Source organism: Telluria antibiotica (genome assembly GCF_011682055.1).
Taxonomy (GTDB): Bacteria; Pseudomonadota; Gammaproteobacteria; order Burkholderiales; family Burkholderiaceae_D; genus Telluria; species Telluria antibiotica.
The window spans coordinates 170,330-186,488 of record NZ_JAAQOM010000014.1; the positions used below are offsets into that span (position 1 = coordinate 170,330).

At 66.0% G+C, this 16,159-nt stretch carries 12 protein-coding genes and 2 tRNA genes; 5 read left to right on the forward strand and 9 right to left on the reverse strand.

Features of this window, described 5'->3' with window-relative positions:
• The first annotated feature begins 170 nt into the window (after window positions 1–170).
• The 3 genes from HAV22_RS22320 to HAV22_RS22330 all read left to right on the forward strand — a co-directional run bounded on the left by HAV22_RS22320 (window position 171) and on the right by HAV22_RS22330 (window position 5,056).
• Window positions 171–2,297, forward strand: a complete 2,127-nt coding sequence (locus HAV22_RS22320; RefSeq protein WP_166861970.1) for a M3 family metallopeptidase — start codon at window positions 171–173, stop codon at window positions 2,295–2,297.
• 122 nt (window positions 2,298–2,419) lie between these two features.
• Entirely contained in the window at window positions 2,420–2,701 is a 282-nt protein-coding gene (locus HAV22_RS22325) for a DUF4404 family protein (protein WP_166861971.1), read from the forward strand.
• Between the two features lie 78 nt (window positions 2,702–2,779).
• A complete protein-coding gene (locus HAV22_RS22330; RefSeq protein ID WP_166861972.1) occupies window positions 2,780–5,056 on the forward strand; it encodes a YgiQ family radical SAM protein in 2,277 nt (758 codons plus the stop codon).
• A gap of 309 nt (window positions 5,057–5,365) precedes the next feature.
• On the opposite strand, the gene HAV22_RS22335 is transcribed toward HAV22_RS22330, so the two are convergent.
• Window positions 5,366–6,502, reverse strand: coding sequence for an AI-2E family transporter (locus HAV22_RS22335; RefSeq protein ID WP_371869708.1), 1,137 nt, complete (start codon window positions 6,500–6,502; stop codon window positions 5,366–5,368).
• Window positions 6,499–6,981, reverse strand: coding sequence for a cyclic nucleotide-binding domain-containing protein (locus HAV22_RS22340; RefSeq protein ID WP_166861973.1), 483 nt, complete (start codon window positions 6,979–6,981; stop codon window positions 6,499–6,501). The genes HAV22_RS22335 and HAV22_RS22340 overlap by 4 nt, the downstream gene beginning before the upstream one ends.
• Before the next feature lie 256 nt (window positions 6,982–7,237).
• Between HAV22_RS22340 and HAV22_RS22345 the strand changes: the two genes are divergently transcribed.
• Entirely contained in the window at window positions 7,238–8,383 is a 1,146-nt protein-coding gene (locus tag HAV22_RS22345) for a GGDEF domain-containing protein (protein WP_208296330.1), read from the forward strand.
• Window positions 8,384–8,388: 5 nt separating this feature from the next.
• Here HAV22_RS22345 and HAV22_RS22350 read toward each other — a convergent pair whose 3' ends face one another.
• The 4 genes from HAV22_RS22350 to HAV22_RS22365 form a co-directional block, all read right to left on the reverse strand.
• Window positions 8,389–9,027: an ABC transporter ATP-binding protein gene (locus tag HAV22_RS22350; protein ID WP_166861975.1), complete on the reverse strand. Its 639-nt coding sequence runs from the start codon at window positions 9,025–9,027 to the stop codon at window positions 8,389–8,391.
• Window positions 9,018–10,091, reverse strand: coding sequence for a hypothetical protein (locus HAV22_RS22355; protein WP_166861976.1), 1,074 nt, complete (start codon window positions 10,089–10,091; stop codon window positions 9,018–9,020). The genes HAV22_RS22350 and HAV22_RS22355 overlap by 10 nt, the downstream gene beginning before the upstream one ends.
• A 62-nt stretch (window positions 10,092–10,153) precedes the next feature.
• Window positions 10,154–10,230 (reverse strand) — tRNA-Asp (locus tag HAV22_RS22360).
• Between the two features lie 42 nt (window positions 10,231–10,272).
• Window positions 10,273–10,348, reverse strand: a tRNA-Val gene (locus HAV22_RS22365).
• A 361-nt stretch (window positions 10,349–10,709) separates the two neighbouring features.
• On the opposite strand from HAV22_RS22365, the gene HAV22_RS22370 reads away from it, so the two are divergent.
• Window positions 10,710–12,932 carry a TonB-dependent receptor gene (locus HAV22_RS22370; protein WP_166861977.1) on the forward strand — a complete coding sequence of 741 codons (2,223 nt, stop codon included), beginning with the start codon at window positions 10,710–10,712 and terminating at the stop codon, window positions 12,930–12,932.
• Window positions 12,933–12,970: 38 nt separating this feature from the next.
• Here the strand turns inward: HAV22_RS22370 and HAV22_RS22375 are convergent, their stop codons facing one another.
• The 3 genes from HAV22_RS22375 to HAV22_RS22385 are packed head-to-tail and all read right to left on the reverse strand — an operon-like array spanning window position 12,971 to window position 16,082.
• A complete protein-coding gene (locus HAV22_RS22375) occupies window positions 12,971–13,441 on the reverse strand; it encodes a response regulator (RefSeq protein WP_166861978.1) in 471 nt (156 codons plus the stop codon).
• A complete protein-coding gene (locus HAV22_RS22380) occupies window positions 13,438–15,300 on the reverse strand; it encodes a hybrid sensor histidine kinase/response regulator (RefSeq protein ID WP_166861979.1) in 1,863 nt (620 codons plus the stop codon). The genes HAV22_RS22375 and HAV22_RS22380 overlap by 4 nt, the downstream gene beginning before the upstream one ends.
• The gene (locus HAV22_RS22385; protein ID WP_166861980.1) at window positions 15,297–16,082 is read right to left on the reverse strand and encodes a helix-turn-helix transcriptional regulator; all 786 of its coding nucleotides are present in this window, start codon (window positions 16,080–16,082) and stop codon (window positions 15,297–15,299) included. The genes HAV22_RS22380 and HAV22_RS22385 overlap by 4 nt, the downstream gene beginning before the upstream one ends.
• Window positions 16,083–16,159 lie beyond the last annotated feature (77 nt).

Consider the following 16,159-nt stretch of genomic DNA (forward strand, 5'->3'; position numbering starts at 1 on the left):
TTCTTGGGCACTCGCCGCCGGGTACGTCCCGGCGGTTTCCATTCCGGTGCCGGGATTCGATCGGTCAGCAGTCCAGCGGAGGCCCAGTAACGGGGTGGTTGGTGCGCAGCAAAAAGGATCCCTCGTGGCACAAGCATGGGCGGATCGATAACCCTCGGAGAGCTCAAAGAATGAACCGTTCGCACTTCCTGGCCGTCGCTGTTACCGCAGCCGTCGCCAACCTGGCCCATGCCGCCCCCGCGTCGCTGCTGTCGGCGTCCAATCCGTTCGCCAAGCCGAGCACCCTGCCGTTCCAGTATCCGGCCTTCGACAAGATCAAGAACGAAGACTTCGCGCCCGCGTTCGAGGAAGGCATGCGCCAGCAGTCGCTGGAAATCGAGGCGATCGCCAACAACAAGGCGGCGCCCACCTTCGACAACACGATCGTCGCGATGGAGCGTTCCGGGCAGTTGCTGAGTCGTGTGTCGAACGCGTTCTTCAACCTGGTCGGCTGCAATACCAATCCGACGCTCGATGCGCTCGACAAGGACCTCGCGCCGAAGCTCGCCGCCCACAGCGACAAGATCCGCCTGAACGACAAGCTCTTCAAGCGCATCCAGACGCTGTACGACAAGCGCGCCAAGCTGCATCTCGATCCGGAATCGGCCTACCTGCTCGAGCGTTACCACAAGGACTTCGTGCGCGCCGGCGCGCAGCTGTCCGCGGCCGACAAGGAAACGCTGAAGGCCTATAACGGCAAGATCGCCGCGCTGCAGACGGCGTTCAGCCAGAACGTGCTGAAGGAAGCGAACGCGTCGGCGCTCGTCGTCGATACCCGTGCGGAACTGGCCGGCATGTCGGACAAGGCGATCGACGCCGCCGCCGCGCTGGCAAAGAAAGACGGGCTCGACGGCAAGTTCAAGGTCCCGGTCGTGAACACGACGCAGCAGGCGCCGCTGTCCGAGCTGACCGACCGCGCCACGCGCCAGAAGCTGCTGGACTTGTCGCTCGCGCGCGGCAGCCGCGGCGGCGATTATGACAATCGCCAGGTCGCGCTGGACCTCGTCAAGGCCAGGGCCGAACGCGCGAAGCTGCTGGGCTATCCGAGCCACGCCGCCTACATGCTGGAAGACCAGACGGCGAAGACGACGGATGCCGTCAACACGCTGCTGGCCGAGTTCGCCAAGCCGGCCGTGCGCAACGCGCACAAGGAAGCGGCCGAGATCCAGAAGGTCATCGACGCCGACGGCGGCAAGTTCCAGGCGACCGCGTATGACTGGAACTATTACACCGACAAGGTGCGCCAGGCTCGCTACGCGTTCGACGAGAATCAGCTGCGCCCCTATTTCGAATACAACAACGTGCTGCTGAACGGCGTGTTCTTCGCCGCGAACAAGGAATACGGCATCACGTTCAAGGAGCGCCACGACCTGCCCGTGTACAACCCGGACGTGCGCGTGTTCGACGTATTCGACGCTGACGGCAAGCAGCTCGCGATCTTCCTGCACGATCCGTACGCGCGCTCGAACAAGCGGGGCGGCGCGTGGATGAATGCGTACGTCGCGCAGAACAAGCTGATGGGCACGCAACCCGTCATCGCGAACCACCTGAACATCCCGAAGCCGGCCGCGGGCGAGCCGACGTTGCTGACGTACGACGAAGTACGCACGATGTTCCACGAGTTCGGCCACGCGCTGCACGGCATGTTCTCGAACGTGAAGTACCCGCGCTTCTCGGGCACGCGCGTGCCGCGCGACTACGTCGAGTTCCCGTCGCAGGTCAACGAGATGTGGGTCGCCTGGCCGGAGGTGCTGTCCAATTACGCCAAGCACTACCAGACGGGCGCGCCGATGCCGAAGGAGTTGCTGGACAAGGTCCAGGCGTCGTCGAAGTTCAACGAGGGCTACCGCACGACCGAGTACCTGGCCGCATCGATCCTCGACCAGAAATGGCACCAGCTGGGCACGGACCAGATCCCGACCGACGTCCTGGGCTTCGAGGCGACGGCGCTGCATGATGGCGGCGTCGACTTCCCGCTCGTCCCGCCGCGCTACCGCACGACCTATTTCTCGCACGTGTTCTCGGGCGGCTATTCGGCCGGCTACTACGGCTATCTGTGGGCCGAGAAGCTGGACGCCGACACGGTCGAGTGGTTCAAGGAGAACGGCGGTCTGCTGCGCAAGAACGGCGACCGTTTCCGCCAGATGCTGCTGTCGCGCGGCGGCACGATGGATGCGATGGACATGTATCGCAACTTCCGCGGCCGCGATGCGAAGATCGAGCCGCTGCTCGAGCGCCGCGGGCTGACGGGCGAGTAATCGCGCCATGCGCCGTTCCCGCGCCGGCGGGAACGGCGTTTTATCGTGAGTAAACATCGCCGCGCGCCAATCGTCTCCCATCAGGTATAAACTTTCTCACAACATCATGACGTGAGAAAGCCATGCTGCCCGAAAACGAAAATACCCTGAAAGCGCACCTCAAGACGCTGCACCGCAGCCTCGAGGACACCGGCGAAGTCGACGACGAGCTGGAAATGCTGCTGCGCCAGCTCGACGGCGACATCAAGCACGTCCTCAACAAGCGCGCCCAGGATCCGGACGCGAACACGTACGGCCTTGCGTCGCGCGCGCAGGAGCTGACGGCCCGCTTCGCACTGCGTCATCCGACCCTGGAACCGGCATTGCGCGAGCTCGGCAACATCCTGGCGAGCATGGGGATTTAACGACAAGCCATTGAAAATTAAGCCATTTTTGGAGGGGGCTGCAGCCTAAAAAGGCGTTTTCCGGTAAAATGCCGGCCAATGAACTCCCCTGCCAATCTTTTCGCGAACGTCGCCAAGCGTTCCAGCCGCGCCCCGGCCGCCCCGTTCCTGCCCATGTCCCGCGCGGAGATGGACAAGCTCGGGTGGGACTCGTGCGACATCATCCTGATCACAGGCGACGCCTACATCGACCATCCGAGTTTCGGCATGGCCCTCGTCGGCCGCCTGCTGGAGGCGCAGGGGTATCGCGTCGGCATCATCAGCCAGCCGGACTGGACCTCCGTGGAGCCGTTCCGCGCGCTGGGCAAGCCGAATCTGTACTGGGGCATCACCGCCGGCAATATGGATTCGATGGTCAACCGCTACACGGCCGACCGCAAGATCCGATCCGACGACGCCTACACGCCGAACGCCGAGCCGAATAAACGGCCGGACCGCGCCGTGACCGTGTACTGCCAGCGCGCGCGCGAAGCGTTCCCGGGCGTGCCCGTCATCGCCGGGTCGATCGAGGCATCGCTGCGCCGCATCGCGCACTACGATTACTGGTCGGACAAGGTGCGCCGCTCCGTGTTGTTCGAATCGAAGGCCGACCTCGTCATCTTCGGCAACGCCGAGCGCGCGCTCGTCGACGTCACGCGGCGCATCGCGGCGGGCGAGAACATCAAATCCATCCGCGACCTGCGCGGCACGGCATTCCTCGTGCCGCACGGCTGGCTTCCGGACGAAGAGTGGACCGTGCACAATTCCACGCGCGTGGACGTGCCGGGCCGCATCGACCAGCAGCCGAATCCGTATGCGATGGCGCTGGAAGACCCGAAGCAGTGCGCGCTCGACAATGCCGCGCCGGAGCCGGAAGTCAAACCCATCGTCATCATGACGCGCGAGCAGCGCCAGGCGGCCGCGCGCGAAAAGGCGCAGAAGACCGTCGTCCGGCTGCCGTCGTTCGAGACGGTCAGCGAAGACCCGGTGATGTACGCGCACGCGTCGCGCGTGTTCCACCTGGAGTCGAACCCGGGCAACGCGCGTGCGCTCGTGCAGCAGCACGGCGACCGCGACGTCTGGCTGAACCCGCCGCCGCTGCCGCTCGCGATGGACGAGATGGACGGCGTCTACGACCTGTCGTACGCGCGCGCGCCGCACCCGAGCTACGGCAAGGCGCACATCCCCGCGTGGGAAATGATCCGCTACTCCGTGAACATCATGCGGGGCTGCTTCGGCGGCTGCACGTTCTGTTCGATCACGGAGCACGAGGGCCGCATCATCCAGAGCCGCTCGGAGCCGTCCATCCTGCGCGAGATCGAGCTGATCCGCGACACGACAAAGAATTTCGCGGGCACCATCACGGACCTGGGCGGCCCGACGGCGAACATGTACCGCCTCGCGTGCAAGGACAAGAAGATCGAGGAGACGTGCCGCCGGTTGTCGTGCGTGTATCCGACCATCTGCAGCAACCTGGGCACCGATCACAGCAAGTTGATCTCGCTGTACCGCAAGGCGCGCGCGATCCCCGGCATCAAGAAGATCCTGATCGGCTCGGGCCTGCGCTACGACCTCGCCGTGCGGTCGCCGGAATACGTGAAGGAACTCGTCACGCATCACGTGGGCGGCCTGCTGAAGATCGCGCCGGAGCACACGGAGGAGGGCACGCTCTCCAAGATGATGAAGCCGGGTATCGGCGCGTATGACGAGTTCAAGGCGCTGTTCGACAAGTACTCGAAGGAAGCGGGCAAGAAGCAATACCTGATCCCGTACTTCATCGCGGCGCACCCGGGCTCGACGGACGAGGACATGCTCAACCTCGCGCTGTGGCTGAAGAAGAACAACTTCCACCTCGACCAGGTGCAGACGTTCACGCCGACGCCGATGGCGATGGCGACGACGATGTACCACTCGGGCAAGAACCCGCTGCACAAGGTCACGGAGGATTCGGAAGAAGTCCTCACGGCGAAGAGCGGCAAGACGCGCAAGTTCCACAAGGCCCTGCTGCGCTACTACGATCCGGAAAACTGGCCGGTCCTGCGCGAGGGTTTGAAGCGCATGGGCCGTGGCGACCTGATCGGCAACGGCGAGCGCCACCTGGTGCCGCCGGCCGGCGCCGAGCAGGAGGTTGCGCCGCAGCGCGGCGGCGAGCGCCGTCCGCCGGTCGCACCGCGCGGCGACGCGCCGAAGGGCCGTGTGATCGAGGTGGCGCCGCGACGCAACGGCCGTGGTGGCGAACGCCGCGCCGAGCCGGCACCGTTCACCGCGCCGCCGACCAAGGCGAAGGCGGGCATCCTGTCGACCATCAAGTCGAAGCCCAGGGCGGGGCGCAAGTAGGCGCGGGGGCGTAACGAGAAACCGGGGCATGCCCCGGTTTTTTTATCGCTACAAATTCGGGCCAGAGCAAATTCGGGGTCAGCAGAGCAAATTCGGGGTCAGAGCCCGATTTTGTCGAAATTCGGGGTCAGAGCACGTTCACTTTGTGCGATAAGGATCTTGCCCCAGACGTTCGCGATCCGGGCGCCAGCACGTGGATCTGATCCGAGTCGGTAGTATTGTGGCCACCGGGATATTCCTTGAAAAAGTGCTCTGACCCCGAATTCACGCGGCAAAGTGCTCTGACCCCGAATTTTTCTGACCGGATTTTCAGACGCTCAGGTCGGCACTCGCCTGCTTCTCCCGCAAGCGGCGCGCGTAGCGGTGCCTTGCGCGCAGGCGCGGGTGGGTCATCAGCCGTCCCATCGTCTCCCCGATCACCATCACGACGCCCAGCAGCGGCAGCACGAGCATCAGCCCCGCCACGCCGGACAGGGCGCCGCCGATGAAGATCATCAGCACCGTCACCAGCGGATGGATGTGCAGGCTGCGCCCCAGCGTCAGCGGCATGAAGACGAAGTCGTCCAGCAGGCGCGCGAGGATGAAGACGACGATGGCGCCGTACGCGATCAGCGGATTCGTTGGCGCATCCGTGGCCGCGACGACCACCACCATCATGCAGCCCACGACCGAACCGACGAACGGCACCCACGCGAGCAGCGCGGAGATAAAACCGAGCAGCAGCGGCGACGAGACGCCGATCACCCACAGGCCGAAGCCGAGGACGATGGTGTCCAGCACGGTCAGCTTCAGCAATCCTTCGAAATAGCGGCGTGCCGTCTGGTCGACCTGGTGCAGCAGGAACAGGGTGCGTTCGAAATAGGCGTTGGGCACGGCGCGCGCGAGGAATTTCTTGAAGCGCAGGCCGTCGCGCAGGAAGAAGAACGCGAGGAACGGGGCCAGCAGCAGCGACGGCAGCCAGCCCGCCGCGCCCAGCAGGATGCCGGTCAGGTGGCGCTGGGCGAAGTTGTCCGTGTAGGCCTTGAAGCGCTTGTTGACGACCGAGGTCAGGTGCATCTCGGCCAGGATCGGGAATTTCGCTTCCAGCAATGTCATCGTGTTGCGCACGAAGGCGACGCCGCCGTCCAGGTACAGGGCGCCCGTCTTGTGCCAGCTGTCGGCGTCGCCGGGGACCGCGCTCCACGTCATCGCCGCCATCAGCACCAGGGCGCTGGCGCCGAAGAAGACGATGCACACGAGCGTGGCCGAGACGTTGCGCGTGAAGCCGGCGCGCAGCAGGCGCTGCATCGGCCCCAGCAGGATGTAGTACATGACGGTGCCGACGATGAACGGCAGCACGAGCCACAGCATGTGCTCGAGCAGCACCAGCAGCAGGCACGTGACGCCGATGATGCCGGTCCAGACGAACGGGCCGCTGCGCTCGTCGCGGAAGGCGTTGTGGATCACAAGGCCTCCACCTGCGCGTGGCCGTCGAGCCAGCCGCGCAGGCGCTGGCCGATGTGGCGCGCCAGCGCGAGCGAGATCTTGTAGCCGATCACGGCATCCGTCTCCATCAGCGCCAGGAAGTCGTCGCGGAAGAACACGGCCAGCTCGCAGGCATCGATGGCGCGGACCTGGGCGCTGCGCGGCGAATTGTCCAGCAGTGCCAAATCTCCGAAGAAACTGCCCGGGCCGAGCTCGCCCACGATCTGGCGCCCCCGGCTATGGGAACGGCTGATCTGCACGCGTCCGCTCATCACGAGGTACAGCGCCTGGCCTTCCTCGCCCTCGTCGAACACGATCTCGTCCGGCAGGTAGCGCCGTTCGTGCATGAGGCCGTCGACGAACTTGATTTCCAGGGGCTTGAGGGAACGGAACAGCGGCGTGTTCTGCAGCCGGAGCTGGCGGGGCGACAACGTGGGCGATTTCAGGAAACCAAAGATCACGACAGCTCCAGGACGATGCAGCCGGGCGGCCGCCTGGTCATTATGAACGATTCAATTGTGTTTGCGCAGCAACGATCCGTGAAGACCGTGCATGGCAAAACAACGGCCGTCAGCCAGCGTGCATAACGGGTGGGAAACCGCACAAATCGTCCGTGCACCGCCTTGAAAAACGTGTAGTATAGTTCCTTTAGGCAATAGTTATTAACTATATGGCATCACTTCGCCACTTCCGATCGGGAGGATACGCGTGATCGATATGCAGACCTTCATGCTGGCGCTCGGTGTCGGCAACACGGCGTTTGCGCTGCTGATGGCGGGTTATATGCGGGGTACGGCGGGGAATCCGGCTTTGCGCACGTGGATGTGGGCACGGCTGTCGTCGGGCCTGGCGCAGATTTGCTGCTGGGCCGCGCCGCACCTGGGCCTGCCCCTCGCGGAAGAGCTCGCGGCGTTCGGCTGGGTGGGCGGCGTCGCGCTGGAGCTGGCGTCGTATTGCGTCTTCTTCGGGTTCAACAACTGGCGCCGCATCCTCGCGCCGGCCACCGTCGCCGCGTTGCTCATCGTCGCGGCCGCCATCGTGGCGCGGGCGTCGCGCGCGCAGATGACGCAGGTGGTGGCGGTGATCGTCGCCCTGTTCGCGACCGGCGCCGCCACGATCCTGCTGCGGCCCCAGGCCGGCGCGCCGCTGCTGCAGCGTATCATCGGCGTCAACGACGCCCTGTTCGCCATCGCGATCTGGACCTGGATGGGCGTCGCCAACGGCGGGCTCGGCACGTTCGATGCGAACCCGGTGTACGGCTTCGCCTACCTGGCCAGCTATCTGCTCATGATCGTCAACGGCTTCGGTTTCCTGTTGCTGTGCAAGCTGAAGGACGACCAGCGCATGCAGCGCCTCGCCACGATCGACGGCCTGACGGACATGCTGAACCGCCGCGCCTTCTTCGAACGGGCCGAGCGCGCGCGCCAGTCTGCGCTGCGGCTGCGCAAGCCGATCGCGCTGATGATGCTCGACCTCGACCACTTCAAGCAGCTCAACGACAACTTCGGCCATGCGTGCGGCGACGACGCGCTGCGCCTGTTCGCCGACACCGCTCGCGCCACGCTGCGCGAGAACGACGTGATCGGCCGGCTCGGCGGCGAGGAATTCGCGCTGGCGATGCCGGGCACGTCGCTGGCGGGCGCGCAGTTCGCGGCCGAACGCCTGCGCAATGCCGTCGCCGAGGCGCCAGCGCCGGCCTGCGCTGCCAGTTACCGCATGACGGTCAGCATCGGCCTCGTGATGATCGATCCGCACGAGGAATTGACGGCCGCCCTCGCGCGTGCCGACCACGCCCTGTACGCGGCGAAGACGGGCGGCCGCAACCGCGTCGAGATCGGCGCGCCGCTGCTGCGCCGGGCCTGACATCGTCATGGAACGCCCGGCTGCGCATCCAGGTCGAGGGTGGTGGTCGGGGCGAGCTGCAGGTCGAGGTGGCTCGTCAGCACGATGCAACTCGTGCCCGCGTGCGCGCGGCGCGCGAGCTCGTCTTCCAGCACGCCGACCGCCTGCGTGTCGAGGCCGTTGAACGGTTCGTCGACGAGCAGCAGGCGCGCCGGCAGCGCGAGTGCCAGCGCCAGCTGCAGCTTCTTGTACTGGCCCAGCGACAGGCCCGTGACGGGCTGGCCGCCGACGTTGGCGATGTGGAAGGCGTCCAGGTGCCGGCCCAGCGCATCGCGGTCGGCGTCGGGGTACAGCGCGAGGTGCAGTTCGAGCCACTCGCGCGCCGTCAGCCAATCCAGGGCCGGCGCTTCGCCGCCACAATAAAAGCTCAGGCGCCGGTAGGCGAGGGCATCCTTGTCGCTGTCGAGGCCGTCCAGGCGGATGTGGCCACGGCTCGGCGCCAGCGCACCGCCCAGCAGTTTCAGCAACGTCGTCTTGCCGCGCCCGTTGCGGCCGCGCAGCCACGTGAGGCCGGGACCGATCCGCAGGTTCAGGCCGAGGAAGACGCTGCGCGTCGCGAAGTGGAAGCCGAGGTTCTCGACGTCGACGGATGGATTCAATCCCATAGTTTGCTTCCGAAGGCGCACAGCAGCACGATGGCGAATGCGACCAGCGCCATGCGGCCGCGTGTCGTGAAGGGTGGCGTCAGCGTCAACACGGGGGCAACGCCCCAGGCCAGCGCAAGATACAGGTGACTCGCCGTGCCATGCCAGGCGCCGGCCGCTGTGCCGATGACCGTCAGCGCTGCCGGCGCCGGCGCCATCGCCAGCAAGGTCATGGCGCGGGCGCGCCGGGCCAGTGCGGCGGCGTCGATCGGCCAGGCAGCCGCGAGCACGCGCACGCGCGCGAGCTGGGTGCGCAATGCCAGGTCGGCCTCGTACGCGAGCATCACCAGCACGATGCTCGTGACGATGGCGCCGGCCACGCGCGGCAGCGATTGCGGCCCCATCATCCACAGCGCGGCGGCGCCGACGGTCGCGGCCGCGAGGGCGCACTGGCGGACGCCGGCGGACGAACGGCGCCACAGCGGCAGCCAGAACAGCCGGTGCCAGAAATAGAACCCGCCGGCGCGGGGCGTGGCCGGATGCGTGTCGGCGGCAGCTTCCTGCGGCGTCCGGCGTGCCCGCGGCGGCAGGCCGGCGCCGTGCACGAGCAGTGCGGTGGCGCAGGCCCAGGTGAGCAGGAACGACAGCACGGTCCCGGCGATGGCGCGCGCGGGCAGCAGCCAGTCGGGACGTTGATACAGCCAGATGGCCAGCGACGCCGCATACGCCAGGGCCAGCGGCGCGGCCAGCAACGCGGCCACGGCGGACGACGCGCGCACCAGCATCCCTTGCGGCACGGGCAGCGGATGCAGCCACGCGCGCACGTGCGCGGGCACGACGCGGGGCCGCAGCAGCACGACGGGCAGGCTCATCGCGATGCCGTGCAGGCACAGCAGGGGCAGGGCGAGCGGCAACGGTTCGGCGGCAGCGAGCATCGCTGGCAGGGCGGCGAACGCGATCAGGCCGACGATGAGCGGGCCCAGCACGAACATGGCGATCTCGGCGGCACCACGCAGGCGCGCGGCCAGTTCGGCCACGGCGTGGCGGGCGAGGAGGAGACGGAACCGGGTGTAGGGATGCGTCATCGATAGAGTGCGGGGCATGAAACGAAAAAAGGTCCGACGAATCGGACCTTTTTTCTTGATACTGGCGGAGCGGACGGGGCTCGAACCCGCGACCCCCGGCGTGACAGGCCGGTATTCTAACCAACTGAACTACCGCTCCGTTTACTCTGATCGGTGCTTCACCTGCAAGATACTTGAAACTTGGTGGGCGCTGAGAGGGTCGAACTCCCGACCTAATCCTTGTAAGGGATCCGCTCTACCAACTGAGCTAAGCGCCCGTCACTCTGTTTCAGAGGTTTCTTGCCTGACGTTTGTCATCACGTCCGAAGAGGCCCGAATCATAGCGTATCCCTTCAAACGCGCGCAAGGGTTTTTCAAAAAAAGTGAACAGCGAATGCAAAGTCCCACTTTCTCATATACAACAAACTGTTGTAAGGATGTGTAGGCCGGATCGTATTCCTTGCATAAGGATATACACATAATCGACAATTGCCGTTTTACAAGCCGGCAAGATTCAGACATCCACAATCAGATGCGACTTGCCGAGGCCCACAGGCCTGCCTCGCACGAGGTGCCGCAGGAGAGACGGCGGAGACAACGCGGCAGTTTTTTTCACTCTTCCCAGCTAGGAAAAACTCAATGATCAAGATGTCCAAGATGCACAAGCGCGTCATCGCCGCGCATGGCGCAATGCTGGCGTTCGCAGCCGTACCCGGCGGCGTGGCCCTGGCCCAGACTGCGCAGGCGACCGAACTGCAGACCGTCACCGTGACGGCACAGCGCCGTACCGAGAACATCAAGGAAGTGCCGGTGTCCGTCACCGCCATCAAGGGCGAGAAGCTGGACGTGCTCGTGTCCGGTGGCCAGGACATCCGCGTGCTGGCCGGCAAGACCCCCAGCCTGAACGTTGAGTCCTCGAACGGCCGCACGTTCCCCCGTTTCTACATCCGCGGCTACGGCAACACCGACTTCTCGACCTTCGCCTCGCAACCCGTGTCGCTGATCTATGACGACATCGTCCAGGAAAACCCGATCCTGAAGGGCTTCCCGATGTTCGACCTGGCCGGCGTGGAAGTGCTGCGCGGCCCGCAAGGCACGCTGTTCGGCCGCAACACCCCTGCCGGCGTCGTCAAGTTCGAATCCGAGAAGCCGAACTTCAAGAAGGTCGAGGGTTACTACAACCTGTCGTACGGCACGCACGGCACCGCAAACGTCGAAGGCGCCGTCAACGTGCCGCTGTCGGACAAGTGGGCGATGCGCGTGTCCACGCTGCGCCAGCACCGTGACGACTACGTCAGCAATTACAGCGACGTCGCCAAGACGAACAAGACCGGCGACCTGGACGGCTACAACGAACATGCCGAGCGCGTGCAATTCCTGTACAAGCCGGATACCACGTTCAGCGCACTGTTCAACGTGCACCAGCGCATGACCACCGGCAGCGCCCGCCTGTTCCGCGCCAACCTGATCAAGAAGGGCACGAACGACATCGTCGACGGCTACGACCTCGACAGCATCGTCACCAACGCGCAGAACTACCAGCACCTGAAGACCAACGGCGCCAACGCCCGCCTGCGCTGGGACCTCGGTCCCGTCATCTTCCACTCGATCACCGGCTACGAGTCGGTCGGCAATTACTACAGCCGCGGCGACATCGACGGCGGCACGCCGGCGGGTCCGGGCTTCATCCCGTTCCAGTCGGAGACGGGCGGCTTCATCGACAAGCTGAAGCAGTACTCGCAGGAATTCCGCGTCGAATCGAAGGATGCGGGCCCGCTGCACTGGCAGGCCGGCGTGTACTACTTCAAGGAAGACGTGACGGGCGGCAGCGACGGCTACAACAGCGCCACCGGTGCGCAGACGTCGCGCCAGGCGAGCGAGCAGAACAACAAGGCCTGGGCCGCGTTCGGTTCCGTGGCTTACAACATCAACGACGCCCTGTCGGTGCGCGGCGGTATCCGCTACACGGACGACAAGAAGGACTTCGCCACCGTCACCGCGATCGGCTTCACCCCGGTGGGCCCGAACAGCGTCAGCGAAAGCAAGGACAAGGTCAACTGGGATCTGTCGACCACGTACAAGCTGAACCGTGACGTCAACCTGTACGCGCGCATCGCGACGGGCTTCCGCGCCCCGAGCATCGCGCCGGCCTCGACGTTCGCACCGGTGGGCATCACCGTCGCCGACGCCGAGACGATCACGTCGTACGAAGGCGGCATCAAGGCCGACCTGTTCGAGCGCCGCGCCCGCGCCGCGTTCTCGGTGTACGACTACACGGTCAAGAACCAGCAGCTGACCGTCGTCGGCGGCAACACGAACGTCACCAAGCTGATCAACGCGAACAAGACCGACGGCCGCGGCGCCGAGTTCGACTTCGAAGGCCTCGTGACGCAGGACCTGCGCGTCGGCGCCAGCGCGTCGTACAACTTCACGGAAATCCGCGACCCGAGCCTGTCGCTGGCGAAGTGCGCCGCCTGCACGATCACCGATCCGCTGAACGCCGCGGGCCGCGTCGTCATCGACGGCAACCCGCTGCCGCAGGCACCGAAGTGGATCGTCAACCTGAACGCCCGCTACAGCATGCCGGTCGCCAATGGCGAAATGTATGTCTACACCGACTGGTCGTACCGTTCGCAGATCAACTTCTTCCTGTACGAAGCGAAAGAGTTTACGGGCAAGGCGCTGACGGAAGGCGGCCTGCGCGTGGGTTACATCTGGGACGACGGCAAGTATGAAGTGGCCGCCTTCGGCCGCAACATCCTCGACCAGCGCCGCATCACGGGCGCGATCGACTTCAACAACCTGACGGGCTTCACGAACGAACCGCGCACGTACGGCGTCCAGTTCAAAGGCAATTTCTAAGCCCTACTGGAACCTGTCCCGGCGGACCGGGACAGGTTCTAATCGCGGCGCCCGCGGTAACTCTGCGGCGCCAGCGTATCCTTCGGCGCAATGGCCTGAAGGCGCTTGTACAGCACGCGCGTTTCCAGCAGATTCCACACCCGCAGCATCGCTTCCAGCGTATCGAAAGGCTTCGTCAGGAAGTCTTTCGCCCCCAGCGCGAGCGCGCGCCGCTTGGCTTCGGCCGTCGCGTCGGCCGTAATCACGAGGACCGGACGAAAGTCGTACGGGTCGCCGCGGCGCTTGAGCTGTTCCAGGACGGCATAACCATCGAGCTCGGGCATCATCAGGTCCAGTACGATCAAGTCCGGATCGAAGGCGTTGAACAGCCCCAGCGCGGTCCGCGCGTCGGTGGTGCCCACCACCTGTGTCAGCCCCTCGCCGATGAACAGGTCTTCGAGCAGGCGCAGGTTGGCCGGCTGGTCGTCGACGATCAGCACGCGCGCGGCCAGCACTTCTTCTTCCATCATGTCGGTTGCTCCATCTGATCCAGCAAGGCAAAGAACTCCGGCACCTTGAGCGGTTTGGCCAGGTGCCGCCAGTGCGCAGTCGCGGGCCCCGCCGGCGCACCGAGCAGGACCGCATTCCCGACGGCGGACGCGTCGGCTTCGGCCAGTTGGGCGCCGACCAGCAGCAGGTGCGGCTGCAGCTGCCGTGCCTGCGCCATGCCGCGCTCGACGTCCTCGGCGACCGTCAATTCCCAGTGTGCCCGCCTCTGCAGCAGCGTGGCGATCAACAGGCGGGTGGCGGCGTCATCTTCGATGCACAGCATGCGATGGGTGATGCGATTCCCGGCATGGGATGGCGGCGCCTCGTGCACGGCGGGCGCGGCAGGGCCCGGGGCCGCTGCTGCGCTCGACGCCGGCAAGGTGAGCGTGAAGCGGCTGCCGCCGCCGGCACGTCCCGCATGGCCAATGTCGCCCTGCATCGCCTGCATCAACGCTTTCGAAACGGCCAGTCCGAGGCCGGCGCCTTCCGTCTTGCCACGTTCGGCACCGAGCCGGTCGAACGGCGTGAACAGCCGGGACCGGTGCGATGGCGTGATCCCCGGTCCGGCATCGTCGATGTCGATGCAGACCATGCCGCCGGCGCTGCGCCAGCTGATCTCGACCTGGCTGTCGGGCGCGCCGTATTTGATCGCATTCGACAGCACATTGAGCATCACTTGCAGCAGGCGCTGCCGATCCGCGACGGCGGTGCTGTCCGGCGCCGCGGCATCGACCCTCAGGTCGACTGCGCGCTGGCGTGCCAGCGGCCGCATCAGTGCCAGCGCTTCCGCCGCCAGCGGCGCGATCGCCACCGGTGCGCATTCCAGCGTCAGCTTGCCGGCCTCGATGCTGCCGATGTCGAGCACTTCGTTGATCAGGGAAAGTAAATGCTGGCCGGCGATGCGTATCTGCGCCGCATGGTCGCGGTTGCGCGGTTCGCGCACATCGGCTTCGAGCAGTTGCGCATAGCCGAGGATGGCGTTGAGCGGCGTGCGCAGCTCGTGGCTGGTGCGCGCCAGGAATTCGGTCTTCGCGAGGCTGGCAGCCTGTGCCGCCGATGCACGGCCGGCCAGCAGCAGGCTGGCCTGGTGCAGGCGCTGCGCCAGCTGGCCCAGTTCGTCGGTATTGTCAGGCGTGGGCTTGAGCGGCTGGTCGCGGGTCAGGCGTTCGGCATTCTCGGCCGCCAGGCGCACCCTGCGCACCAGCCCGACGGTGAACAGCAGCGTGGCCAGCGCTCCGGCCACGCTGGCGGGAATGATGGCGATCGTCGTCCAGAGATTCCAGTTCGTCGCCTGTTGCAGGTCCGCGGTGTGCTGCGCCACCAGTACCGCCTCGCGCCGGCTCATGGCGCGGATTTCGGCACGCAGCCGGTCGAGAATCTGCTTGCTGCTCGACAGGTGATCCTGCAGTTCGGCGGTGCTGGCGCTGCGCATGCGGCGCAACTGGTCCAGGCTGGCCAGCTTGTCCTGCACGAGCGGCAGTACGCGCAGCAGACGCTCGCGTTGTTCGGGATCGCGCACGTTGGCGCGCAGGTGGTCCAGCGTGGCGGGCAACCGTTCGCCGGCGGCACGATAGGGGGTGAGAAAATCGTCGCGCCCGGTCAGCAGGTAACCGCGGACGCCCGTGGCGGCCTCGGCGATGAGCGTATGCAGACGCTCGATGTCGCTCTGCACCTGCATGGTACGCAGTATGTCGACGGTGACGGCCGCGGTGTTGCGCTCGAGCCGGTAGCTCGTGATCGTGGAGACCAGCAGCAGCAGCGTCGAGGCCGCGATGATCAGGCCGCCTTTCAGCGCCAGCGGCCAGTGGCGGGGATGTGAAAGGAGGATCCGTCCGGTCATGCCCCGAACCCGAAATCCGCTGCCCGCACGGCGGCCTGCGTGCGGTCGCCGAGATCCAGCTTGTGCAGGATGCGTTCCACGTGCACTTTGACGGTGCCGGTGGCGATCCCCAGCCGTTGTCCCATCTCCGCGTTCGTCATGCCGCTGGGCAGTAGCGCAAACACTTGCAGTTCACGCGGCGTCAGCAGGGTGCGCACGGCGGCCGGATCCGGTGCCGCCGCCCGCGCCGCCTGCGACGACGCGGCCAGCACCGATGCCAGCAGGGTGGCCAGGGCTTGCAAGGTGACCAGGTCTTCCGCATTGGGCGGCACCGCCGCGGCGCCGCCGAGCAGTGCGAGGATGCCGCGGTTCTTGTCGTCGAAGCGCAGCGGGACCAGCACTTCCAGCCCGGCCTGCCGCTCGCGGCCGATGCGCAGCGCACTGACGACATCCTGCCGCACGAGCGCCGCTTGCTGGCTGTGCTGCATCGCCGCGAGCAGCGTGTGCGTGGGCGTGACGCGCGCGCCGGCCGGCGTCACCGGCCCCTGGGCAGCGCGGACGAACAATCCATCGTCTTGCGCCTGCAGCAGCACGCCGTCGTCGAGCGCCAGGAAAGCCAGTGCCTTGCCCAGCACGGTCGACAGCGCCGCAGGCCGGGCGCCACCGTCGGCCAGCATGGCGGCGGCGTCGATCAGCAGGCGCCATCGGGCCGTGCTGCTTTCGCCAAGGCGATAGCGGGTGCGGGTCACGCGCGCACTGTCGGAAGACGCAACGGGGGAGCCGGACGGGGTGGTCGGATGCATGGAAGTCGCCGAAGTCATCAGTCGATTATATGCCGACCAGCATATGTCATTGCCCCCGAGTGGCGGATTTTTTATCC